Source organism: Amycolatopsis decaplanina DSM 44594 (assembly GCF_000342005.1).
GTDB classification, from domain to species: Bacteria; Actinomycetota; Actinomycetes; order Mycobacteriales; family Pseudonocardiaceae; genus Amycolatopsis; species Amycolatopsis decaplanina.
Genome location: NZ_AOHO01000043.1, coordinates 169,323 through 193,595 on the forward strand (window position 1 = coordinate 169,323; position 24,273 = coordinate 193,595).

Sequence of the window (24,273 nt, forward strand, 5' to 3'; positions counted from 1 at the left end):
GCGGCCACTTCGGGTGCACGTATTTCGGCGGAATTCGTAATGACCTTCGAGGCGCTTTCGCTCTTTTGAGCGGCCAGCGGGATGTCGGCCTGGCTGGATGGTCGCCGGGAGGCAACCCCGGGGACGCCGGTGCTTCACGCCCTGTTTTCTTCTGAGAAGACTTCTGTCATCCTTCGTTGGACCGGGCTCGCGCGCCGAGGTGCGCTGACTCACGCCGCTCCATGCTCGAAATCCTTTGTCGGCGATCACCTTGCTCATTTGAGCGCCTGTCGTCCCTGTAGTGAGGGATAACCCTTATCGAGGTTGCACGCTCTATTCGGTAAGACGATCACACGATGAGATGGAAGCACGTGAGCGATTGTTCGCTCTGTGTGACGGCAAGGACTCCGATGGGACGACAGGGAGGCGGGAGATGATGGACGCCCACAGACCCGGACGCGCGCTGGCCGGACGTGACGACGAGCTGCGCTGGCTCGCCGCTCGGCTGCGCCCCGCCGCGCCCGGTGAAGGCTCCGTCATCGTCGTGCGCGGACAAGCGGGCATCGGCAAGTCCAGCCTGTTGGACACCGCCCTGGAGGCTCTCGAGGACACCGTCGTCTTTCGGGGCACCGGCGTGCCGGGTGAAGGGGCCGCGGTCTCACGGGAGCTGCTCGCCGGCCTGCGCCGCGCGGGCGCCCGGGTTCCGGACCCGGAGGACTTCGCCGCCTGGTACGAGGCTTTCGCGGAGTGGGCGGGCGGGCGGCCCGCGATCGTGTTCGCCGTCGACGACGTGCACTGGTGTGATGAACCGACGGTGCGGTGGCTGAGCCTGATCGCCCGTCACTCGACCAGGTTGCCGGTGCGGATGATCCTGGTCCGGCCGGCAGCCGACGGACCGGATGGCGCGGCGGCACGCTTGGCCGACCTCGAATCCTGGTACGGCACCGAGGTGCTCGACCTCGGCCCGCTGTCCGCGGAGGCGGTCGCCTCGCTGGCGCGCGAGGCCGTCGGATCCGAGCCAGGGGAGCCGTTCGTGCGGCACTGCGTCGAGCAGTCCGGCGGGAATCCGTTGCTGCTGCGGGAGATGCTCGACGAACTGGGCAAGGTCGCGTCCGGGATCGCCCCGGTGGCCGGGTCCGCGGCGGGGGCGGCGCTGATCCGCTCCCTGTTCGCCGGCGTCCCGGACTACGCGAGGACGGTCGCCACCGCCATCGCGGTGCTCGGCGGGCAGGACCTGTCCCTGGTCGCCCGGCTGGCCAAGGTGCCGGCCCGCACCGCGGGAACCGCCGTCGACCTGCTCCGGAGCCAGCACATCCTCTCCGCGGAGGGGTTTTCCTTCCGGCACGACCCGGTGCGGGACGGGCTGCTCGACGCCCTCGACCCCGCCGAACTGGGCCGGTGGCGACGGACCGCGGCGATCCTGCTGAGCGACGCGGCCGGGTCGCCGGAGGAGGTGGCGGAACACCTGCTCGAACTCGGTGAGCTCGACACATGGATGGTCGACCTGCTGCGGGACGCCGCGAGCTGCGCCTGTGACCGGGGCGCGCCCTGGGACGCGCTGCGCTATCTCCGGCCCGCCGCGGCCGCCAGGCCCTCCGACGCCGAACTGGCCGTTCAACTCGCCGAAACGGTCGCGTTGCTGGAACCGGACAGCGGATTCGACCTCCTGCGCCGCGCGCTCGAACTGCAGCAGGATCCGGTGGACCAGGCCAGGGCCGCGGTGAAACTGGGCCGCGCTGCGCTCGTCGCCCGGCGCTGCGGGACCGCCGTCACCGTGCTGGACCGGGTGCTCACCGTGCTCGGCGGCGAGATGGACCAGCAACTGCGCGGTCAGCTCGAAGGGCTGTTGTGCCTGGTGGGCATCGAAGATCGCGACAGCCTGGCGAAACTCGACACCCGGATCCAGCCGAGGACCAAGGACGCCGTCGTCGACGCCAGGCATTCGGCCGTCTGCGCCGTCGTCGCCGCACTCGACGGCACCCGGCCGCGCGAAGCCGCCGAATGGGCGATGCGCGCGATCCGCGGGTACACCCCGACCACCGACGATTCGGCCGTCAGCTCCGCCGTGCTGGCGCTGCTGCTGGCCGACGAGGTCGACGTCGCCAGAGACGAACTGACCAGGGCCATCGAGCTCGTCCCGGCACAGCGCAGCGAGTATCTCGCCTTCCGCGGCCTGCTCGGGCATTGGTGCGGGGAGCTCGCCGCGGCGGCCGCCGACGCGGGACAGGCCTACGCGCTCAGCCGCCGCGCCGAGGGCCGCACCGGCGGGGTCGTCCCGCGGATCGCGTTCGCGACCGTCGCGGCGCAGCAGGGCGACACCGCGAAGGCGATGAAGTTGTTGCGGGAAGCGGATTCCCCGCAGTTGTGGGATCACACGGTGATGCGCCCGTGGTTCCAGCTCGTCGACGCGCGGGTGCACTGGGCGGCGGGAGATCGCGAGGCGGCGCTGAAGCTCTTCAACCGCTGTGGGGAGAGCCTCGCCGATGTCGGCATCGCCAACCCGCTGCTGGCACCGTGGTGGTTCGAGGGTGCCTGCCTGCTGGCGGACGAGGGGCGTTTCGAGGCCGCGGCGGACCTGGCGGCCGAGGGGACCGGCCCGGCACTGCGGTGGGGCACCCCGAGGGCGATCGGGATGGCCCGGCTCGCGACCGCGGTCGCCACCCGCGGCCCCGACCGGATCGCGCTGATCGAAGAGGCGGCGGGCATCCTGGCCGGATCGCCCGCCCGGCTGGAGGAGGCGCTGGCGGAGTTCCACCTCGGCCGCGCGCTCGTCGAAGCGGGGGACACCGCCGCCGCCCGAACCCGCCTGCGCCGCTGTGTCGAGCTGAGCTTGCGGACGGGGGACCGGTTCCTGCTCCGCCGCGCCCAGCGGACCGCGGCCGAGGCCGGCATCCCGAGCGAGGTGTCCCCGCTGGCTTCGCTGAGCCCCGCGGAACGGCATATCGCCCGGCTCGCCGGACGCGGGGCCAGCAACCGGGTCATCGCGGAACGCCTTTTCGTCACCGTCCGGACCATCGAGACGCATCTGACGAGCGTGTACCGGAAATTGCGGATCAGCGGACGCACCGAACTGGCCGTGGTGCTGGACCAGACCGAAGAGCGTCCGGCCGTCCTCGAAGGTGTCCGGTGAGCGCCGTCCGGCGGCTCGAAGCCGACGGCGCGGACGAACTCGTCGAGCGCGAGACCGAACTGCGCCTGCTCACGCGCTTGATCGGGGATCTCGAACACGGTCACGGGGGCTCCGCGGCCGTGCTCGGCCCGGCGGGTAGCGGGCGCACGGCACTGCTGGACCAAGTCGCGTCCCTGGCCGCCGAGCGGGGACTGCAGGTGTTCACCGCACGGGGATCGGCCACCGAGGCACAGTTGCCGTACGGGCTCCTTTCCCAGCTGCTCGCGCCGATCCCGGAGCTCGCGGACGTCCCGTGGCTGCACGCCGCGCTCTCGGACGGTACCGACGTGCAGGTCCTGCACGAACTGCTCTGCCAGCGGCTCCTGGAGTCGGCCCGGCGCTGCCCGGTACTGCTGGTCGTCGACGATCTGATCCTGGCCGACGAGCAGTCGGAGGCCTGGCTCGCCGCGCTGCAGCGACGACGGGGCAACGACCCCGTGCTGCTCATCGCCGCGCATTCCGGCCCGCAGGACGCCGACGAAGCGGATCCCTTGTGCCTCGGGGGTCTTCCCTGGGAGAACCGGCATGTCGTGCGGCTGCGGCCGTTGAGCGAGGCGGCGGTCCGGCGGCTGGTGCACGCGGTCCCGGCACCGCGGCCGCCGGTGGCCGAGGTCTACGCGGCCACACGGGGGAATCCCGCCCTGCTCGCGGAGGTGCTCGCCCGGTCGTCCGGCGGTCCGGAGATCACCGCCATCACCGCGGACGTGCGCCGCGACACCGTGCTCGACCTGCTCGCCCGGCTGCCGTCCGATCTCGCCGCGCTGGTCCGGACGATCGCCGCGATCGGCACTCTCGACGAGGCGTACCTGCGGCCGCTCGCCGGCCCGCTCGGGATGCCGCTGGGCCGGGCGCTGCGGGTGCTGGCGGACTCCGGCCTGATCGGGACCGATCCCGCCGAGCCGATGAACCCCCAGGTGGCCACCTGGGTGCTGGCCGAGACCGGCGCGGACGAGCGGGCGGGGACACGCCGCCGGGCCGCCGAACTCGGGCATCGCCGGGCGGCTCCGGAGGAGGACGTCGCCGGGCTGCTGCTCGGCTCGCAACCGGTCGGCGAGGCATGGGCTCTGGAGACGCTGCACGCGGCCGCGTTGCGTCGTCGCGAAGCCGGGGACCACACCGAAGCGGCTCGGTACTACCGGCGAGCGCTGGCCGAACCGGCGCCGCCGGGAATGTCGGCGCGGCTGCGCCTGGAACTCGAGACCGTCGAGGCGTCGTCGTGCCCGTTCACCGGTGGTCTGCGGTTGGCCAGGGCCACCAGGGTTTCCGGCGACGACACCGTCCGAACGCGACTGTCCGCAGTGGACTTGATGATGCAGCGAGGGGCCAGGGACGACGCCTTGCGCGAGCTGGCCGCCCTGAGCGAGGCCGCGGTCGACGACCGGGACCGCGCGGATCTGACGGCGTTGCACTGGCTGGCCGAAGGGACCGGGGCGGGTGCCGCCCTCCTCGGCATTCCCGCCCTGTCGGAGCTCGACCCGGCGGCACTGACTCCCGCGCAGGCGGCCGCCGCGTCCTGGCTGGTGACGATCTCCTGCCGGGACGGGCGGGCGGCCCGTCGGCTGGCCAGGCGTGCCGCGGATCCGTCCCGCGAACCGATGACCCTCTACTCGCCGCGGCTGGCCGTGGCCATCACTTTCACGCAGACCGACGACGTGCTGGAAGCGCTTTCGGTCTACGAAGAGGTGATCGCGGACGCGAGCGCCGCCGGGGCCGGCGTGCCGGTGGCGCTCGGCCTCACCGGCCAAGCCTGGATCCATCTGCTACGCGGTCGCGTGCAGGCCGCCGAGGACGCGCTCGCCAAAGCCGCCGCGTCCGGTCCACCGGACGGCTGGCCGTCGACGGTTTCCGCGTCGCTGAGCACGATCGGGATCGCGGCGGCACTCACCCGCGGGAATCTCGAAGCCGCCCAGCGCGCCGTCGACGCGGCGGCCGACGGCGGGCCGCTGTACTCCGCTCCGTATCTGCTGTTCATGCGCGGATTGCTGGAACTGGACCTGAAACGCCACCGGCGGGCACTGGGCCTGTTCCAGGAATGCGGCAGGCGGATGAACGCGGCGGGCTGGCTGAACCCCGGTCTGGTGCCGTGGCGTTCGCATGTCGCCATCGCGGCGCAGGCGCTCGGCGACGAGCACACCGCGGCCGCGATGATCAGCGAGGAATGGCGGCTGGCGCAGGACTGGGGCACGCGCACCGCGATCGGGCGGACCCATCTGGGCGCGGGCGTCGCGGTCCGGTCCGAGGACGCGGTGTTCCGGCTGACGCAGGCGGTCAACGCGCTCCAGCAGTCCCCGGCCAGGGTGCTCTACGTCGAGGCGGTGCTGCTGCTCGCGGCCGCCCAGCTCAACCGCGGCCAGACCAGCGGCGTGCCGCGTCTGCTGCGCGAGGCCGAACGGCTGGCCACCGCGTACCAGCTCGCGTGGGCGACGTCCCGGATCGCGGACCTCGGGAAACGGTTGTCCGACCGGCCACGGCGGTCCTATCGCACGGCGTCCCGGCGCTGGCGGGCGCTCTCGCCCGCCGCGACCGACCTCGTCCGCCGCGTGCTCGCGAACGCCTCCAACGCCGAACTGGCGGAGGAACTGGGCGTGAGCAAACGCGCCGTCGAGCTCCGGCTCACCGCGATCTACCGGCAGCTCGAGGTGACCGGGCGCGCCGAGTTGCGGGAGCTGTTCGACGCGCTGGACAAGGAGCTCTGAGCCGCCGTCATGATGATCGAGCGAGCGGATCAGCTGGCCGCGATCGCCGGGGCGGTCGCCGAGGCCCGTGCCGGCGCGGGCGAGTTCGTCGTCGTCCGCGGCGGGCTGGGGGCGGGCCGGTCCGCCCTGTTGCACGCGGCGGGGGAGGAGGCCGCCGCGCGGGGGGTGCGCGTGGTCCGGGCGGCGGCGACGCCGTTGGAGCGCGGGGTCGCCCACGGCGTGGTCTGGCTGCTGCTGGAACCCTTGCTGGAAGCGGGCCGTCGCGGGGAACTGCTCACCGCGGTCCGGGCGGACAGCGAATTCCCCGCCGATCCGCCCGACGCCCGCCGTGCCCACCTCGTACTGCACGAACTGCTGGAACTGTTCACCGAAATGGTGCGCGACACCGGTCCGGTGGCCCTGCTCGTGGACGATCTCCAATGGGCGGACGCGGCGTCGGCCCGATGGCTCGCCTATCTGGCCAAGCGGATGAGCAGGCTGCGGGTCCTCGTCGTCGCGACCCTGCTGGAAGGTGACGACTCCGCGGACGACATCGTGGTGAAGGACATCGCCCGCACCGCGGCGCGCACGGTGCACGCCACCCCGCTCTCGGCCGCGGGCGTCCGGGCCTACCTGACCGCTCGCTGCGGAGCCGAACCCGCGGCCGAGTTCGCGGACGCCTGCTACGCGCGCACGGGCGGTTCGCCGATGTTGCTGGACGCACTGGTCAACACGATGCTCGGGCACGGTCTGCGCCCGGTCGCCTCGGCCGCGGCCGAACTCACCGCGTTGCGTCCCTCGCCCGCGGCGGCCCGGCTGACCCGGTGCCTGCGCGCTCAGCCGGACGACGTCCGCGCGGTGGCCAAGGCGATGGCCGCGCTCGGCGAGGAGACCGAGGCCGGTGTCCTCGCCGAACTCGCCGAACTCGATTCACCGGACTTCGACGCGGCGCTGCGCGCGTTGCGGAGGCTGGGCCTCGTCGAGACCCCAGCCGACGGGTTGCTGCGGTTCACCGGGGAGATGGCGGGCGATCTCGTCGCGGATCAGCTGAGCGCCGAGGAACAGGACCGGCTGCATCTGCGCGCCGCGAATGTCCTCTACCGCAACGGAAGGCCGGTCGAGCAGATCGGACGGCAGCTGCTCGCCACGGTCGCCGAACCCGAACCGTGGGCCGCGGACGTGCTGCGGACCGCGGCCAGCGCCGCGCTGGCGAACTCGTCGCCCCGGACGGCCGCCCAGTACCTGCAGCACGCGCTGGCGCATCCGGGTGCCGATCGCGCGGAACTGCTCGTCGATCTCGCCGCGGTGGAACGCGGCTACGACCTGCCCGCCGCCCACCGGCATCTGCACCAGGCACTGGGCCTGATGCGGGATCCGGTCGACCGCGCGTTCGCGCTCGGCCTGCTCCCGGTGGTGGCCGGGCTGCGCTTCGCGGCGGACGTCCGCCGTCTCCGGCAGGTGATCGTGGAACTGCGGGACGTCCCGGGTCCGGCCGCGGCCGAAGCGGCGTTGCGCATGGAAGCCCGGCTTCGCTACCTCGAACGGGGCGTGCCCGGTGCCGGGGCCGCGGCGGCGGACCGGCTGGCCGAACTCGGTCCCGCGCCCGCCCAGGAATCTTCGGCCCAGCGGGAACTGGTCGCGGTCCTGCTGTACCTGGTGACCGTCGCCGGGGCCGCGCCTCGCGAGTCCATTGTGGACCTCGCCAGGCAGGTGCTGGAGCGGGAACCCGGTTCGCCGGACCAGATGTACACCACGCTCCCGCTCACCGTGCTGGTGCTGGCCGCCGCGGACTCGCTCGACGGCGTGGATTCCTGGCTGGCCGCGGCGTGCGGCCCCGCCGCCGACCCCGATCTCCCGACGCTGGTCGCCTGGGCGGGACAGGCGCTGGTGGCCTCCGCCACGGGCCTGCTCGGCGTGGCACGGGACCGCGCACAGGCCGTGCTGGCCTCGGCGGGTCCCAGCCGGGTCGGGATCACCATGACGGCGATGCGGGTACTGGCCGAAATCGCGATGGAGCAACGAGATCCCGCGCTGGCGCGGCTGCTCGTCGACAACCTGGAGGTCGACCACGACCCCTGGCTGCGGTCGCTGGCCCACGGCACCTTGGCCCTGACCGAGGCCAATCACACCGCGGCCGCCGAGTATTTCCTCGACTGCGTGCACCAGCTGGAGCGGTTCGGGAACCGGGTGCTGCTGCCACTGCGCGGTCAGATCGCCCTGCTGCTCGCGGCGACCGACGACCCGAAGCGGGCCGAAGCCGTCGCGCAGGGCGAGGTCGAGCGGGCGTTGTCGTGGGGCGCGCCGTCGTCGGTCGGACGTGCCCTGCGCATCCGCGCGACACTGCTCGATCGCGACGAGGACGCCGTCCCGGTGCTGCGCGAGGCCGCGGAAACGCTGGCCCGCTCGGGTGATCGGCTCGAACTCGCCCGCACACTGGTCCTGCTCGGCGAACGCGGCACCGGACCCGACGCCCGCGAGTGGCTGTCGGAGGGCCGGAGCCTGGCGGCCGGCTGCGGGGCGAGCTGGCTGACCGGATCCGCGGAGCCGTCGGGCCAGGCGGACGGCGGCCTGCTGACCGCGACCGAGCAGCGTGTGGTGGAGCTGGCGGTGTCCGGGCGCCGCAACCGCGACATCGCGGAACTGCTCGAGGTCACCGTACGCGCGGTGGAGAAGCACCTCACCAGTTCGTATCGCAAGCTGGGCATCACCGGCCGCGCCCAGCTGGCCGCGGCGATGAGGGGCCACCGGGCGGGATGAGCCGGTCAGGATTCGGCGGGCACCGCCGCCGTGCCGAGGCGTCCCTGCAGCCAGGCCGCGGCCAGCTCCACCCGGGAATGGCTGCCGGTGCGCTCGAACAGCGACGTCAACCGGGCTTCGATGCGTTTCTCGCTGACCTGCAGCGCCGCCGCGATCTGCCGGTTCGTGTGGCCGCTCGCGATCAGGCCGACGATGTGGCGTTCCAAGGGATCCAGCGCCGCCCGGTCGGTCCGGTCGGTCCGGTCCGGTGAGAAGGCGATCCGGTGCTGATCGAGCAGCGCCGAAACGGACGCCAGCTCCGCGACCGCGTCGAGCCGCTTCAGCGTCCGATGTGCTTCCAGCAGTGACGGCGCGGGGACCGGGCTCACCTCGCCGAACGCCGTGCACGCCTCGGCGATCCGGAACACGTCGCCGGACTGCCGGGCCAGTTTGACCCCCGCGCGCACCGATTCCATGTCCCCGCGCACAAGACCGCCGCACACCAGGGCCGCCTCCTGGACCGACGCGGTCGGGCAGCGGGTCGCGAGGTTCTCCAGTTCGGCCAGCAGACGGGTCACGGTCTCGGTGTCGCCTTGGCGTCTCGCCCCGTACAGGAGCCGGGAGAGGAGGCGCTCCATCCCCGCGCGCACCCCGCGTTCGCGGCAGTCGGTGTAATCCCGCCAGCCGCGCTCCACCGCTTCGTCGTGCCGCCCCTCGGATTGGTGCAGCCGACAGCGAACCCAGGCGGCGTAGGCGTCGGCGGAAGTCCGGAAAGGCAAGCGGCGCAACCAATCCGCCGCTCGGTCCGGCCGGCCGCGCTGGGCGCAGATCTCCGCGGCGAACACGCTCGCGAACCGGTGACGACGGGGCGGATCCCACCACAGGCGGTCGCCTTCGAGCCGCCGCGCCAGCGACAACGCCGTATCCCACTCGCCCTCGCGGTAGGCCTGCCGGACGGCGTGCCAGTCGACCGAGAAACCGGTCGACGGCGGCTGGTAGCGGCCGCGCAGCAGGACATTCAGCACGCTGACCGTGTCGAGGACCTCGGCGGCCTCGGCGACGTCCTCGTGCGGAGGCATTTCCGTCGATGCCAACCATTCCTCTGCAGGCCTGCCGCCGTCGCCGGGCAGTGAGCCGAGAAGGATCCCGGCGCCGACGGCGAACAGGCGGTCGTCCTCGGCGCCACAGGCACGCGCGAGCGCCCGGACCGCCTCGGCGGCCACCGGCCGGTCGGCCCGGTTGACCGCGTCCAGCAGACGGCGGCACTCCCGAGCCGTGTCGAGAGCGCGGGCGACTTCGGCGGCCAGTGGTCGTACGACGTCGAGTTCGGCGAGCCGCTGTTCGTGGGCGAGCGCGCCCAGCCAGCACAGCAGCACGGTGGCGGACAGCCGGGCGGACGGCTCGGCGTCGGCGAGCCGCGGCGCGACGACGGTGGCGAGGTCGTCGGCCAGTGTGCCGTATCCACCGGCCGCGAGGCTGTCCGCGAGCAGCGCCCGGAGCGTCTCGGGGAAGCGGTCGTCGGACGGATCGAGCAGCCGGAGCGCCGCCCTTCGATAGCGGCGGGCCGCCGGCAGGTCGGTGCTCTCGCTCGCCGCCGCTTCGAGCAGCAGACCCGCCGTCGCGGGATCCGGCGGTGACGGCGGAAGCTCGGCGAGATGCGGGGCGATCTCGACGGGATCGGCGGGTCGCCGCTCCCGGACGATCCTCCGGTGCAGCACGGTGCGCCAGCGCGCGCCGTGCTCCAGCCGGAGCTTGTCGGCCAGCGCGGGGACGACGAACTCCACCGCACCGTCCGGCCCGGTGCGAAGGATCCCGGCCCGGACCAGATCGTCGAGGGCCTGTCCGGCGGTGGACGGCGCCAGCGCCGCCGCGGAGACCAGCCAGGGCAGCTTTTCGAGAGTGGGGGCGGCTTGTTCGCTCAGCACCGCGATGATGGCGGCCAGTCGCCGGGCGCGCGGCCCGAGCCGCCGCAGCCGGAGCGTCTCGGCGTGCCCGTCGGGCAGCACGATCGGTGTTCCCGCGCCGGTCAGGCACACGTGCTCGTCGATGACCGACAGCCTGCCGGTGGCGCGCAGACCCGCGATCGTCGCGCCGACCGTGCCGGGATTGCCGAACAGCGGCCCGAGCGCGGCGCGCACCGCCGTGACGAGCGCGGGATCGCTCGCGATCCGCCCGGCGCGGGTCGTCCAGCCGGGCAGCAGCGCGGTCGTCTCCGCGACGGTCAGCGGCCGGAGACCGATCGTGCCGTCGGCGATGGAGAACAACTTGCCGACCGGGCCCTCCCGCCGATCCCGGCCGGTCACGGTCGCGACGGTGACCGTCCCGGTGGCGCGGGTTCCCTCGGCGACCAGGGTGAGCACGGTGGCGATCCCCGGCGGCAGCAGGTCGAAGTCGTCGAACTGCAGCACGATCCGGCCGCGCGGGGCGAGAGTGGCGAGAACGGTGACCAGATCGTGGGCCGTCGTCTGCGGCCCGGCACCGGAACCCGACTCGAGCCGGGTCCGCAGCCAGGCCACCGCGCTGAGCATGCTGACCAGCTCGGGCCGATCAAGGGCGGTGATCAGCTCGACCAGCTGGGTCGTCAGCCGGAGCAGGACGGTCTCCGGCTCGGGGCCGGCGGGCACGGACAGCACGGCGGCGCCGGAGCGGCGGCCGCGCTGGGCCAGGCCGGAGAGAACGGTGCCGCGGCCACTGCCCGGCGGCCCGTGCACCACCCAGATCGCGCCGGGCCCGGTGAGCACCCGGTCCAGCGCGGCCTGCGCGTCATCCGGTCCCGCGCTCGTGACGGCCGTCGCTCCCATTTCCCTCCTCGGCCGGCGCGGGACCACGGCGCGGCCGGGCGACGGTCGCTCCGAGCATGGCGCAGGGAGGACCGTTCGGTCGGGAGGTCAGGCGGCCGGGGCACCTTCGGCCAGCATAGTTGCCCCGGCGGACCACGGTCGACCGCTCTTTGCCCGGGAAGGATTGTGGCAGTGAGGGTTGGAACGTCACTTTGTTGCTTCGGCTGCTCGCGAACGTGGGGTGTGTGGAGATAGGGACATCTGACGTCCCGGTAATCCACACGGTCACGACCGACAAGTCCGTGAAGGCCTCCTTCTCTACCTTGAGAGTAGGGAAGGAGGCCTTCACGGACCTTGCGCACCGCCCGACCGGCTCAGGGCAGGGGGCTCGGGACGGGTTGAGGGGGCACATCGGTCTCGATCACCTTCGGGACGCCGCGCAGGCTCCGCAGCGCCACCAGCGCGAGGACGGTCATCACCGCCGCGCTGCCGAGCATGCTCGTGCGGATGCCGCCGACGAACGACTCCTCCGCCGCCGTGCGGACCGCCGTCGCCACCGGTTCGGGCAGGCCGGTCGCGACCGCCGCGGTGGCGCTGAACGACTCCCGCACCTGCGCGGCCAGATCGGGCGGCACGCCGGCGGGCAGGGTCAGTTCGGCGTGGTAGACGGCGGACAGCACGCTGCCGACCACCGCGATGCCGAGGGAGCCGCCGAGTTCGTAGGCGGTGGCGGAGATCGCCGACGCGGCGCCGGCCCGGTCACGGGGAACAGTGCCGAGGATGGTGTCGCCGGTGACGGTCAGCGTCAGCCCCGCGCCCGCGCCGAAAGCGACCTGCGCGGCCAGCACCAGCGAGTACGGCGAGTCCGTGCTCACCGCGCCGAACAGTCCGAAGCCGATCGACGCCAGTGCCAGCCCGCCCGACACCGTCGGCGCCCGGCCGAACCGCCGCACCGCCTTGGCCGCCAGGACACCGCCCGCGACGAGCGCGGCGACCGCGCCCGGCACGAAGGCCAGCCCGGACCGCAGCGGGCTCCAGCCCAGCACGAGCTGGAAGTACTGACTCGAGATCAGCGCGAACGCCGACATCGTGAACACCGACACCAGATTCGAGCCGACCGACGCCGAGAAACCGCGGCGCCGGAACAGGTCCAGGTCGATCAGCGGCTGCTCCAGGCGACGCTGGCGCCGGGCGAACCACAGCAGCGACGCGCCTCCGAGGGCGAACGCGCCGAGCACCTCCGGGTACCAAAGCCCGACGTAGAACGCGCCCTTCAGCGCGTACACCACGGCGACGAGCCCGACGATGGACAGCAGCACGCTGGGCAGGTCGAGCCGCAGCCGGCCGCTGGACCGGGATTCCGGCACGACGCGGGCGGCGCCGAGGATCAGCAGCGCCACCGGGATGTTGACCAGGAACACCGAACCCCACCAGAAGTGTTCCAGCAGGACACCGCCGACGATCGGGCCGATCGCGAAGCCGGCGGCCGACACCCCGGCGGTGACGCCCACCGCCGCCGTCCGCGCGCGCTGGGTGGTGAAGACCGCGCGCAGCAACGAAGTCGTCGAGGGCAGCACGGCGGCACCCGCGACACCCAGCAGCGCGCGGGCCGCGATGAGCAGTTCGGCGCTCGGGGCGTAGGCGGCCACCAGCGAACCCAGCGCGAACGCGGCGACCCCGATCACGAGCACCCGGCGCCTGCCGAACCGGTCGCCGAGGTTGCCCATGGTCACCAGCAGGCCGCCCATGGCGAACCCGTAGACGTCCGCGATCCACAGCAGTTCCTCGGCCGACGCGCCGAGCTGGGTGGTCAGCGCGGGCACCGCCAGATGCAGCACGGTCATGTCGATCGCGACCATCAGCTGCGCCAGGCAGGACACCATGATCGTCGCGATGTCGCGCGCCTTGGTGCTCATGCGGCCACCGCCTCGGGCAGGCGGGGCCGGGGCCTCGGTTTCAGGGTGTCCCGGAGGTCGGCGCGCAGCAGGGTGAACGCCGACGTCAGCCCGGGCAGCCGGTGCAGCAGGTGGTCCGGACCGGCGAGGAGGACCCGGCCGACGCCGAGCCTGGCGAACCGGTGGACCAGCCCGGGCAGCCGTACCGCGTTGACCGTCGACTCCAGCAGGAGTGACGCCGCCTCGTCACCGGTCCGGACCGGCTCACCGTCCTGATCGGACACGATCGGCAGATCCGGGTCGGAGAAGCCGAACCCGCCGAAGACCTCTTCCGCCAGCCGGTCGCGCAGTCCGCCGAGCATCCGCGCGTGCGCCGCGGGACGCATGGTGGTGAGCGCGTAGCCGCCCGCCGCCCGGACCCGCCGGACGAACTCGTCCAAATCGGACTCGCGCAGAGTCACCAGGTGGACCTCGTCGTCGAACCGGCCGGAGAGTTCGTGGCCGATCCCGTCGAGGATCTCGCCGAGCGCCGTCTCCGGCGTGCGCACGATGAACTGGCTGACGAGATCCCGGTGCGCCGTCTCGAAGTACTCCCGTTCCCGGCGTGCGACGGCGTCGACGAGCCGGACGAGATCCGCCACGGGAAGGGCGCCGGCGCGGACCACGGCGGCGCGTTCGCCGAAACTGGCGCCGCCGACCGCGACCGGTGCCAGCCCGTGGTCACGCTCGGCGCGTTCGGCCAGCGCCAGCGACGCGAGCACGAAGGCGATCTGGGTGTGCTCGTTGTACTCCTCGCCCGCTCTGGCGAGCGGATCCAGCAGGGAGCGGCCGAGCGCCTGCTCCGCCACGCCGAGCAGGCGCCGGGCCAGGGGATCGATGACGAGGAACCGGCCCAGTTCGCGAGCACGGGCCGGGCCCATGCCGGGGAAGAGGACGGCAGCTGTGTTCTCGTCGGAACTTTCCACTGTGCACACCCAGTTTCGTGGTGGGGATCAGAGTTGTTCGGCGGCGGCGAACTGCTCGAGCCGCTTCCGGTCCGGTTTCCCGTTGCGGTTCAACGGGAACTGATCGGTGACGAGGACGCGGTTCGGCTGCTCGGCCGGCGGCAGCACACCGCAGATCCGGTCGCGCCAGTAGCGCGAGTCCCGGCGCGCGTCGTCCTCGACGACGAAGACCAGGCTCGACCCACGACGCTGGTCGGGCAGCGCCACGATCTTCGCGGAACATCCCTCCCCGGCCAGCCGGTGCTCGATCACCTCGGGATGCAGGGTGTGCCCGTTGCGGTGCACCGCCCGTTTGCGCCCGACCACGAACAGGTTGCCGTCCGCGTCGAGACGGCCGAGGTCGCCGGTGGCGTACCAGCCGCGGTCGACGGGGAGCACCTGCCCGGTGGCGTCGAGGTAGCCCTCCATGAGGTCCGGGTCGAGTACGAACAATTCGCCGATCTCGCCGTGGGGCAGCACGGTGCCGTCGTCGGCGCGGACCTCCAGGGCCAATCCTTCGACGATCTGCCCGCAGCCGCGCGGATTCCCGATGTTGGCGAAGGCGACGTTGCCCATTTCGGTGCTGCCGTAGCTGTCGAGCAGCGGCATGCCGAACAGCTCTTCGGACTGTTCCACGACGCCGGGTTCGAGCGGGGCGGCACCGCTGCACAGCATGCGCACCCGGGAGAATTCCTCTTTGAGCGCCGGGCGTTTGCCGATGATGTTGAACAGGCTGCGATAGGTGGACGGCGTCGCGTCGACGACCGTCGCCCCGGCGCGTCCGGCCAGGCGCAGCGCGCGGTCGGGGCGGCGGTAGGGCGCGATCACCAGCGAGCAGTCCCGCAGCCACGCGATCATCACCATGGACAGGCCATACTGGTGGTTGAATGGCAGCAGCGGCAGGAGGACGTCGTCGGCGACATGGCCGACCAGATCCGCGTTGCGTTCCAGGTTCTTCAGGAACCGCGCGCCGTTCTTCGCGACGCCCTTGGGGACGCCGGTGGAACCGGACGACCACATCACGAGACTGTCGGGCAGCTTTTCCCAGACGTCGAAGCGCAACCGGACGTCGGTCGGGGTGCGGTCGGCGGCGGCCACCATGATCTCGTAGGTGTAGGCCGACGGCGCGTCCGACGGCATCGGCGCGTCGTCGTCGATGACGGCCAGCACGACACCGGAGCCGGCGATCGTCTCGGCCGTGCGGTCGGCGTGCTCCATGTGGTCGACGAGCACCACGGACGCGCCGACATGCATCAGCGCGATGAGGATCGTCAGGTAGGCCAACGTGTTGTCGGCCTTGAGCAGGACACGGTCACCGGAGCCGACGCCGCGGTCCCGCAGCACCTCGGCGACCCGGAGCGCTTGCTGCTCGAAGGCGGCGCCGCCGGTGACCGCGTCGGGGGAATAGATCTTCGCGAACATTGAGAAGTCCTTTCCGCTGTCAATCCAGGCTCACCGGGGCGATCTCGTCGAACACGTCGCCGGGACCGGGGTTGTCCGGATGGGTGCCGCCGCCCAGGTGCTCGACGACGCCCCATACGGCGTTCAGCGCGGTGGTGACCGCGCTCTCGGAGAAACCGGCGATCCACGCGACGTCGTCGCCGGCGAGGAAGAAGCCGCGGTGGTGGTCGGCGGCGTCGCGCTGCATGAACTGGGTGAACAGCCGCCGCTGATAGCGGTAGCTGCCGGGAAGGCAGGATTTGAAGGCGCCCTTGAAATGCGGCTGGGTCTCCCAGGTGATCGCGATCGGCGGGCCGATCATGTGCGAGCGGATGTCGACGCCCGGATAGATCTTGGCCAGCGCGGAGAGCATCACGTCGAGCCGCTCGTCCGGGCTCAGCGACGCGACCTTCAGCGAGTCGTCGTTCCAGGTGTAGGAGAGCAGCATCGTGCCGGGCTCGTCGGGGCCGTTGTCGATCAGGTAGACCCCGCGCGGGATGCGGTCGGTGAGCGTCGTGCTCATCACGTCGCGGCCGGTCGCCGGATCCTGGTCGAGCCAGAACGGCCGGTCGGTGATGACGAACAGCTTGGACGCGCCCATGTAGTGGGTGCGTTCCAGCGCGGTCCAGACCGGCTGCGGCAGCAGGGCGTCGTCGCTCTTCATGCCGGAAAGCAGGTTCCAGTTCTGCGCGGCGAAGATCGCCGCCGGGTAGGTGCGCACGTCGCGGTCGGCGTCCTCGATGGTGAACCCGCGGCCGGTCCGGTCGATCCGCACCACCGCCGGGCGCGGCTCGCCACCGTGCAGGCTCTTCAGCGACGTGCCGGCAGGCCAGTATTCGAGACCGTCGGGCTCGTCCGCCCACAGCCCGAGCGGCAACTGCTGGCAGCCGCCGATGATCCGGTGGTGCTCGTCGCTGGTGTCGGTGCAGATCACCCGCAGGATCTCGAGCGCGGAGTTGGGGAAGTCGGTGTCCCAGCCGCCGCAGCCGAAGCCGACCTGGCCGAAGATCTCGCGGTGCTCGAAGGAGGAGAACAGCGGCGAGGAGGTCAGGAATCCGTAGAACGACACGTTGTCGAACTTGGTGACCAGGTGGTTCCACAGCGCCTTGATGGTCGTGATGTCGCGGCGCCGGATGGCGTCCTCCATCAGCGACATGTCGGCCTGTTCCTGCAGCGTCTTCGTCCAGGCGTCGTTGACCTCGCGGTACACCGGCGGCAGGTCGGCGGACGTGCGCGCCCAGTGGTTCTCGCCGTGCAGGTTGATCACCGTGCTCGGCGACGCGGGGGAGAGCGGGTTGGGGAACGGCGTCGTTTCGAGCCCGACCTTGTCGATGTAGTGGAAGAGCGCCCCGGCGGACGGCGGAAACCGCATCGCGCCGAGTTCGGCGACGGCGTCGGGGTAGCCGGGCAGGCTCACCGAGCGCATCCGGCCGCCCAGCTGTTCGGCCTCGTAGATCACCGGTTTGAGGCCGAGCTTCATCAGCTCGTAGGCGGCCACCATCCCGGACAGGCCGCCGCCGATCACCGCGACCTCGGTGCCGTGCGCCTGGCGCGGCACCCGGCCGAGACCGGCGGGGTGGCGGATCCAGTCGTCGTAGGCGAACGGGAAATCGGGGCACAGCATGCTCGTCGGCGGCGCCGCCTCGGCCCTGGGGCCGGGCAGGATGCGTTCTTCGACGGGAGACATGGTCATCGGCGTTACCTCCGGCACTAGTTCTGGCGTCGCGCTGACGACCGCGGGCCGGCACGGCGGACGCCGGCGTTCTCGTGCGGCTACGGGTCTCGGCGCTGAAATCCGGTTCGCCGAAAGCCACGTTAACGATTCCGATCAGGCGCGCTGGATACCTTTTCCACCGCTTGCCCACGGCACGGAAACCGGGCAGGGGAGCGGCCGGTTACCCGGCGGTGGAACAGTTCCGCCCCGTCCGCGACGGCCGCTGTGGCTAGCTGGACCGCGACTTCCCTGTGCCGGGCGACCCGAGGTGGCGAGTGCGCGCATGACCGAGCTGGATTCCCTGCGAAGGCTGGAAAGCAGGCCGCGCGCCGAGCGGCGCCGCATACTGCTGGGCCTGGTGCGCCGGGCGACGTCGGCGGTGCTGGACGGGCCGCTCCCGGCCGGCCGCACCTTCGCCGACCTCGGGTTCGACTCGCTGCTGGCGGTGAAGCTGCACGCGTGGCTGACCACCGAGACCGGGCTCGAACTGCCGGTGACCCTGGCCTACGACCACCCGGGGCCCGAGGCACTGGCGGATTTCCTCGACGAGTGCCTGTTCGGAGCCGAGGCAACGGACGACGCGGGAAGCGATACGGCCACCGGTGAACCGATCGTGATCGTGGGCATCGGCTGCCGCTTCCCCGGCGGCGCGGACTCGCCCGACGCTCTGTGGTCCCTTGTGGACGAAGGCGAGGACGTGGTCACGGAGTTCCCCCGGGACCGCGGCTGGGACGTCGACGGCCTGTACGACCCCCGGCCGGGCATCCCGGGCCGGACCTATGTGCGCCACGGCGGATTCCTGCCCGGCGCGGCCGAATTCGACGCCGGGTTCTTCGGCATCTCGCCGCGCGAGGCGCTGGCGATGGACCCGCAACAACGGCTGGTGCTGGAGACGGCCTGGGAGGCGCTGGAACGCGCCGGGATCGACGCCGGGACCCTGACGGGCAGCCGGACGGGGGTGTTCGTCGGCGCCGAGCCGCAGGAATACGGCACCCGCCTGGCCGACGCGCCCGAAGGTCTCGACGGGCTCCTGCTCACCGGCAGCGCGCCGAGCGTCGTCTCCGGCCGGATCGCGTACACCCTCGGTCTGCAAGGACCCGCGCTGACTGTCGACACCGCCTGTTCCGGGTCGCTGGTCGCGCTCCATCTCGCGGTCTGCGCGCTGCGGAACGGCGAATGCGGCCTCGCCCTCGCCGGCGGGGTTGCCGTGCTCGGCACACCCGGCCCGTTCGTGGCCTTCTCGAACCAGCGCGGCCTGGCGCCGGACGGGCGCTGCAAGCCGTTCTCGGCCGCCGCGGACGGCACGGCGTGGGCCGAAGGCGCCGGGATGTTCGTCCTGGAAAGGCTTTCGGACGCCGAGCGCAACGGGCATCCCGTTCTCGCGGTGATCCGCGGCAGCGCGGTCAACTCCGACGGCGCGTCGAACGGGCTCACCGCGCCGAACGGTCCGTCGCAACAGCGGGTGATCCGCGCGGCGCTGGCCGACGCCGGGATCGGGGCGTCCACTGTGGACGTCGTCGAGGCGCACGGTACGGGAACCACGCTCGGCGACCCGATCGAGGCGCAGGCACTGCTCGCGACCTACGGCCGGGACCGGGAAACGCCACTGTGGCTGGGTTCGGTGAAGGCCAACATCGGGCACGCGCAGGCCGCCGCGGGCGCGGCCGGGGTGATCAAGATGATCATGGCGCTGCGCCACGGCCGGTTGCCGCGCACCTTGCACGGCACCGATCCGACCCCGGCGGTCGACTGGTCCTCCGGCGCGGTCTCGCTGCTGGCCGAGCCGGTGGAGTGGCCCCGCGGCGAGGAACCGCGCCGCGCGGCCGTCTCGTCCTTCGGCATCTCCGGCACCAACGCCCACCTGATCCTCGAAGAGCCGGCGCTCGCCGCGTCCGAAGAACCCGCGCCCGAGGTGTCTTCGCCGATCGCGGTCGCGTTCTCGGCCGCCGATCCGGACGCGCTGCGGGTTCACGCGGCCCAGCTCGCCGCCGTCGAAGCGAACCCGGCGGACCTGGCCTTCTCGCTCGCCGAGACCAGGGCGACGCTGGCCGAACGCGCCTTCGTCCTGGCGCCGGACGCCGCGAGCCTGGCGGACGCTCTGACCACCTTCGATGACCGGGTGTTACGCGGCGGCCCGCTCCAGGAGCCCGCCGAACTCGCGTACCTGTTCACCGGGCAGGGCGCTCAGCGGATCGCGATGGGCCGCGAGCTTTACGACGCCTACGACGTCTATGCCGCGGCTTTCGACGAGGTCTGTTCGCACGTGGACCTGCAGCTCCAGCCGCCGTTGCGGGACGTGGTGTTCGGCCAGGCGGTGCCTGCCCTGCTGGATCGCACCGACTACGCGCAGCCCGCGTTGTTCGCCGTCGAGGTCGCCCTGTTCCGGTTGCTGGAGTCCTGGGGTGTCGTTCCGGCTTACCTGTGCGGGCATTCGGTCGGCGAGTTCGCGGCCGCGCACGTCGCGGGTGTGCTGTCGCTGTCCGACGCGGCGATGCTGGTGACCGCACGTGGCAGGCTCATGCGTGAGCTGCCCGAAGGCGGCGCGATGGTGTCCCTGCGCGCCTCAGAGGAAACGGCCCGCGCGCTGCTGACCGGGCACGAGCGGCACGCCGGGATCGCGGCGGTCAACGGTGAGGACGCGGTCGTGTTGTCCGGCGCCCGGGACACTCTCGAGACGGCGATCAGCGGGTTCGGCGGCAAGGTCAAATGGCTCAACGTCAGCCACGCCTTCCACTCTCCCTTGATGCGGGACATGCTCGACGACTTCGCCCGGATCGCGCGGCTCGCCGACTACCACCCCGCGAACCTGCCGATCGTCTCGACGGTCACCGGCGAGATCGGCGGGCACGACTCGGCCGAGTACTGGATCCGGCACGTCGAGGCGACCGTCCGTTTCGCCGAGGCGCTGCGCGTCCTGCGTGACGCCGGCTGTGGCACCTACCTCGAACTGGGCCCGGACGGCGTCCTCTCGGCACTGGTCGGCGACGGTGTCGCGCGCCCGCTGCTCCGCCGTGGCCGGCCCGAGGTTCCCGAACTGCTGACCGGGCTGGGCACCGCGTATGTACGTGGAGCGGACGTCGACTTCGAGGCGCTCGCCCCGGGCGGACGCCGGATCGACCTGCCGACCTACCCGTTCCAGCGGTCGCGGTACTGGCTCACGCCCGGTCCGGGCGGGGACGCACGTGGACTGGGCCTTCGCCGCGCCGAACATCCGCTTCTCGGTGCGGTGGTGGCGGTCCCGGGCGGCGACACCGTGTTCACCGCCCGGCTCTCGGTGACCGACCAGCCGTGGCTGAGCGGTCACCGCGTCGGTGACGACGTTCTCTTCCCCGGCACCGGTTTCCTCGAACTCGCCTTGCACGCCGGTGCCGAGACCGGCTGCGGGCGCGTGGAGGAACTGACCCTGGGCGCGCCGCTCGTGCTCGCGAACCCGGTCGAGGTGCAGGTGGTGGTGGCGGCCGCGGACGACGACGGCCGTCGCGCGGTCACCGTCCATTCGCGACCGGAGCATGGCGAGGACTGGACGCGGCACGCCAACGGCACCCTCGCTCCCGACGCCGAGGCAGCCGTCGTCCAGGAGATCGCGTGGCCGCCGCCGGGAGAGTCCCAGTCCCTGGAAGGCTTTTACGACGATCTGCCCGGGTTCGGCTACGAAGGCGTGTTCCGGGGTCTGCGAGCGGTGTGGGTCGACGGCGACGACGTCCACGCCGAAGTCGCGCTTCCCGCCGACCCGGACGGCGGCTTCGGCATCCATCCGGCCCTGCTGGACGCCGGGCTGCACGCGATGTTCTTCCGTGAGTCGGCGGATTCCGCCGGTGGCCTGCCGTTCTCCTGGTCGGACGTCCGCCTGCGAGCGAGTGGCGCGACCGTACTGCGGCTGCGGATCACGTTCCACGCGGCGGACACGGTGTCGCTGGCCGCCGTCGACCCTTCGGGAGCCGAAGTCCTGAGCGCCGGCTCGCTGGTCGTCCGCCGTCCTGTCGCACGCGGCCGGAAGCTTCCCGCCGGACTGTTCACCGTGGACTGGACGCCGGTCGCGGTCCCGGAACCGGTGGCGTGCACGGCGTATCCGGAGGTCGTCCCCGGCAAACCCGCCGTGCTGTCGGTGCTGCCCGAAGGCGAACCGGTCACCTCCGCGCACGAACTCGGTGCCCGCGTCCTGGAAGTGCTCCAGGACTGGGTGACGCGGGAAGAGTCCACTTTGGTCATCCACACGCGACACGCGGCTGGGCCGGACGCCATCGATCCGGCGGCCGCCTCGATCTGGGGTCTGGTGCGCGGCGCGCAGGCCGAACATCCAGGCCGGTTCGTGCTCGTCGACGGCGAGGCCGAAGACGTGCCGATGGCCGTGGCGACCGGGGAACCGCAGGTCGCCGTACGCGATGGCGTCCCGCTCGTGCCGAGGATCGCCGAGGCGGGCGCGGGGGTCCTGCTGCCGCCCGACGGGCTTTGGCGGCTGGACAAATCCGGTGAGGGCACGGTCGACAACCTCGCGCTCACTCCGGCCGGCGAGCCGGACCTCGGACCGGACGACGTCCGCATCGCCGTGCGCGCGGCCGGGCTGAACTTCCGCGACGTGCTGAACGTCCTGGGCATGTACCCGGGCGAGGCGGGGCCGCTGGGCTGCGAAATCGCCGGGACCGTGCTGGCCACCGGCGCCGCGGTGACGGACCTGGCGCCGGGCGACCGCGTGATGGGCATGGTGCACGGCGGGATCGGCCCGGTCGCCGTCGGCGAACGCCCGTTCCTGGCCCGGGTCCCGGACGCCTGGACCGACGAGCAGGCCGCGACCGTGCCGCTGGTCTTCCTGACCGCCTACTACGCGCTGGTCGACCTGGCCGGGATCAAGGCAGGCGAGTCGATCCTGATCCATTCGGCCGCGGGCGGGGTCGGGATGGCGGCGACGCAGCTCGCTCGCCATCTGGGCGCGGAGGTGTTCGGCACCGCGAGTGAGGGCAAGCAGCACGTCCTGCGCGCGGCCGGGCTGTCCTCTGACCATATCGCCTCCTCGCGGACCCTCGATTTCGCCGGGACTTTCCGGGCCGCGACCGGCGGACGCGGGGTCGACGTCGTGCTCAACTCCCTCGCGGGCGAGTTCGTCGACGCCTCCCTCGCCGTGACCGCCTCCGGCGGCCGGTTCCTCGAAATGGGGAAGACCGACGTCCGCGCGCCCGAGAACGTCGCCTACCGGGCCTTCGACCTGATCGAAGCGGGACCGGCGCGCACCGCCGAGATCTGGGCCGAGCTGATCGCCCTGTTCGACAAGGGCGCGCTCACGCCGCTGCCGGTGCGCACCTGGGACGTCCGGCACGCGCCCGACGCGTTCAGGTTCGTCAGCCAGGCCAGGCATATCGGCAAGGTCGCGCTCACCGTGCCGCGGGCGCTGGATCCGGAGCGGCCGGTGCTCGTCACCGGCGGTACCGGTGGACTCGGAGCGCTCGTCGCGAGGCATCTCGTGACCACGCACGGAGTCCGCAAGCTGCTGCTCACCAGTCGCCGCGGCCCGGACGCGCCGGGCGCGGGAGAGCTGGCGGCGGAACTCGTCGGCCTGGGCGCCGAAGTCCAGGTGGTCGCTTGCGACGTCGCCGATCGGGGCGCGCTCGCCGCGCTGCTGGACGGTGTCGAGCTGACCGGCGTCGTGCACACCGCGGGTGTCCTCGACGACGGCGTGCTGACCGGCCTGACCCCCGAAAGGCTCGCGAAGGTGTTGCGTCCCAAAGTGGACGCGGCCTGGCACCTGCACGAACTGACCCTCGGCCACGACCTCGCGCTGTTCGCACTCTATTCGTCGGTGTCCGGGATCGTCGGCTCCGCTGGCCAGGCGTCCTACGCGGCCGCGAACACGTTCCTGGACGCCTTGGCAGCCCACCGCGGAGCACAGGGCTTGCCCGCCGTCTCACTCGCGTGGGGTCTTTGGCGTGCAGGAATGGGCAGCGGGCTGGCCGAGAACGACGTCGACCGCATGGCCCGCGAAGGCCTGCCGCCGCTCACCGCCGAAACCGGTCTCGCCTTGTTCGACGCGGCTCTCGACGGCGGGTTCACCACCGTCCTGCCGATCAAACTGGACCGCGCTGCGTTGCGTGCCCACGCCAGGACCACCGAGGTGGCGCCGGTGCTGCGTGGCCTCGCGAAGGTCACCGCCCGGCGCGCGGCGGCACCCGCGACCACGGACGGCGCCGGTCTCGGCGAGCGGCTCACGGCACTGCCGGACGACGAACGTACGACCCTGCTGATCGATCTGGTGCGGCACAACGCCGCCGCCGTCCTCGGTCACGAGGCGGGCGGCATGATCGATCCGGCGCGCGCGTTCAAGGACCTCGGGTTCGACTCGCTGACGTCGGTGGAACTGCGCAACCGGATCAACGCCGTCACCGGGCTGCGCCTGTCGGCCACCGCGGTCTTCGACCATCCGACCGTCGCCACGCTCGCCGGGCACCTCCTGTCCGAATTGGCCCCACCGTCGCTCAGCGCGGCCGACGCGGTGCTGGCCGAACTCGACAAGATCGAGGAACGCTTGACCGCTGTCGACGACGAGGGCCGTACGGCGGTCGCCGGGCGGCTGCGGGCCCTGCTCGACGGCGTCACCACACCGGGGACCGACGTCGGAGGGCGACTGGAAGACGCGACCGCGGATGAGGTCGTCGACTTCCTGGCCACCGAACTGGGGATTTCCTGATGGCGGACAAGAAAGCCGTCGCCAAGGTGCTGGCAGACATCGAGCGGCTGAGCGAGCGCCTGGGCGATCTGGATCCCGAAGACCGCAAGAAGGTCGCGAAGCCGCTGAAGAAGCTGCTGCTGGCCTACGCGGCGGGCGACAAGGACGACGAATTCGACGACCTGCTCTTCGACGCCGCTGTCGAAAAGGTCTTCGACTTCCTCACCGACGAGATCTTCTGACCACC

Annotated in this window: 10 protein-coding genes; 5 read left to right on the forward strand and 5 right to left on the reverse strand. The window is 72.2% G+C overall.

All coding sequences use genetic code 11. The features are described 5' to 3' along the window. Positions 1 to 415 precede the first annotated feature (415 nt). The 3 genes from H074_RS09265 to H074_RS09275 are packed head-to-tail and all read left to right on the forward strand — an operon-like array spanning position 416 to position 8,580. Positions 416 to 3,109 (forward strand): helix-turn-helix transcriptional regulator, encoded by a 2,694-nt coding sequence (locus H074_RS09265; RefSeq protein ID WP_235096712.1) that lies wholly within the window; start codon positions 416 to 418, stop codon positions 3,107 to 3,109. Then, positions 3,106 to 5,844 carry an AAA family ATPase gene (locus H074_RS09270; RefSeq protein ID WP_007029769.1) on the forward strand — a complete coding sequence of 913 codons (2,739 nt, stop codon included), beginning with the start codon at positions 3,106 to 3,108 and terminating at the stop codon, positions 5,842 to 5,844. The genes H074_RS09265 and H074_RS09270 overlap by 4 nt, the downstream gene beginning before the upstream one ends. 9 nt (positions 5,845 to 5,853) lie before the next feature. Further along, positions 5,854 to 8,580 (forward strand): AAA family ATPase, encoded by a 2,727-nt coding sequence (locus H074_RS09275; protein WP_007029770.1) that lies wholly within the window; start codon positions 5,854 to 5,856, stop codon positions 8,578 to 8,580. A 5-nt stretch (positions 8,581 to 8,585) separates the two neighbouring features. On the opposite strand, the gene H074_RS09280 is transcribed toward H074_RS09275, so the two are convergent. The 5 genes from H074_RS09280 to H074_RS09300 form a co-directional block, all read right to left on the reverse strand. Beyond that, on the reverse strand, positions 8,586 to 11,360 hold the full coding sequence (locus tag H074_RS09280; protein WP_007029771.1) for a helix-turn-helix transcriptional regulator: 2,775 nt from the start codon (positions 11,358 to 11,360) through the stop codon (positions 8,586 to 8,588). A gap of 353 nt (positions 11,361 to 11,713) precedes the next feature. After that, on the reverse strand, positions 11,714 to 13,255 hold the full coding sequence (locus H074_RS09285) for an MFS transporter (protein ID WP_007029772.1): 1,542 nt from the start codon (positions 13,253 to 13,255) through the stop codon (positions 11,714 to 11,716). Further along, positions 13,252 to 14,199, reverse strand: a complete 948-nt coding sequence (locus tag H074_RS09290) for a hypothetical protein (protein WP_007029773.1) — start codon at positions 14,197 to 14,199, stop codon at positions 13,252 to 13,254. Before H074_RS09290 ends, H074_RS09285 begins: the two co-directional genes overlap by 4 nt. A gap of 27 nt (positions 14,200 to 14,226) precedes the next feature. Next, positions 14,227 to 15,639, reverse strand: a complete 1,413-nt coding sequence (locus H074_RS09295; RefSeq protein ID WP_007029774.1) for a class I adenylate-forming enzyme family protein — start codon at positions 15,637 to 15,639, stop codon at positions 14,227 to 14,229. A 19-nt stretch (positions 15,640 to 15,658) separates the two neighbouring features. Then, complete coding sequence (locus tag H074_RS09300; protein WP_007029775.1) at positions 15,659 to 17,350, reverse strand: flavin monoamine oxidase family protein; 1,692 nt, start codon at positions 17,348 to 17,350, stop codon at positions 15,659 to 15,661. A gap of 304 nt (positions 17,351 to 17,654) precedes the next feature. Here H074_RS09300 and H074_RS09305 point away from each other — a divergent pair, with 304 nt between their 5' ends. Both H074_RS09305 and H074_RS09310 read left to right on the forward strand, forming a co-directional pair. Continuing rightward, positions 17,655 to 24,047 (forward strand): type I polyketide synthase, encoded by a 6,393-nt coding sequence (locus H074_RS09305; RefSeq protein WP_007029776.1) that lies wholly within the window; start codon positions 17,655 to 17,657, stop codon positions 24,045 to 24,047. Continuing rightward, positions 24,047 to 24,268, forward strand: a complete 222-nt coding sequence (locus tag H074_RS09310; RefSeq protein WP_007029777.1) for a hypothetical protein — start codon at positions 24,047 to 24,049, stop codon at positions 24,266 to 24,268. Before H074_RS09305 ends, H074_RS09310 begins: the two co-directional genes overlap by 1 nt. Positions 24,269 to 24,273 lie beyond the last annotated feature (5 nt).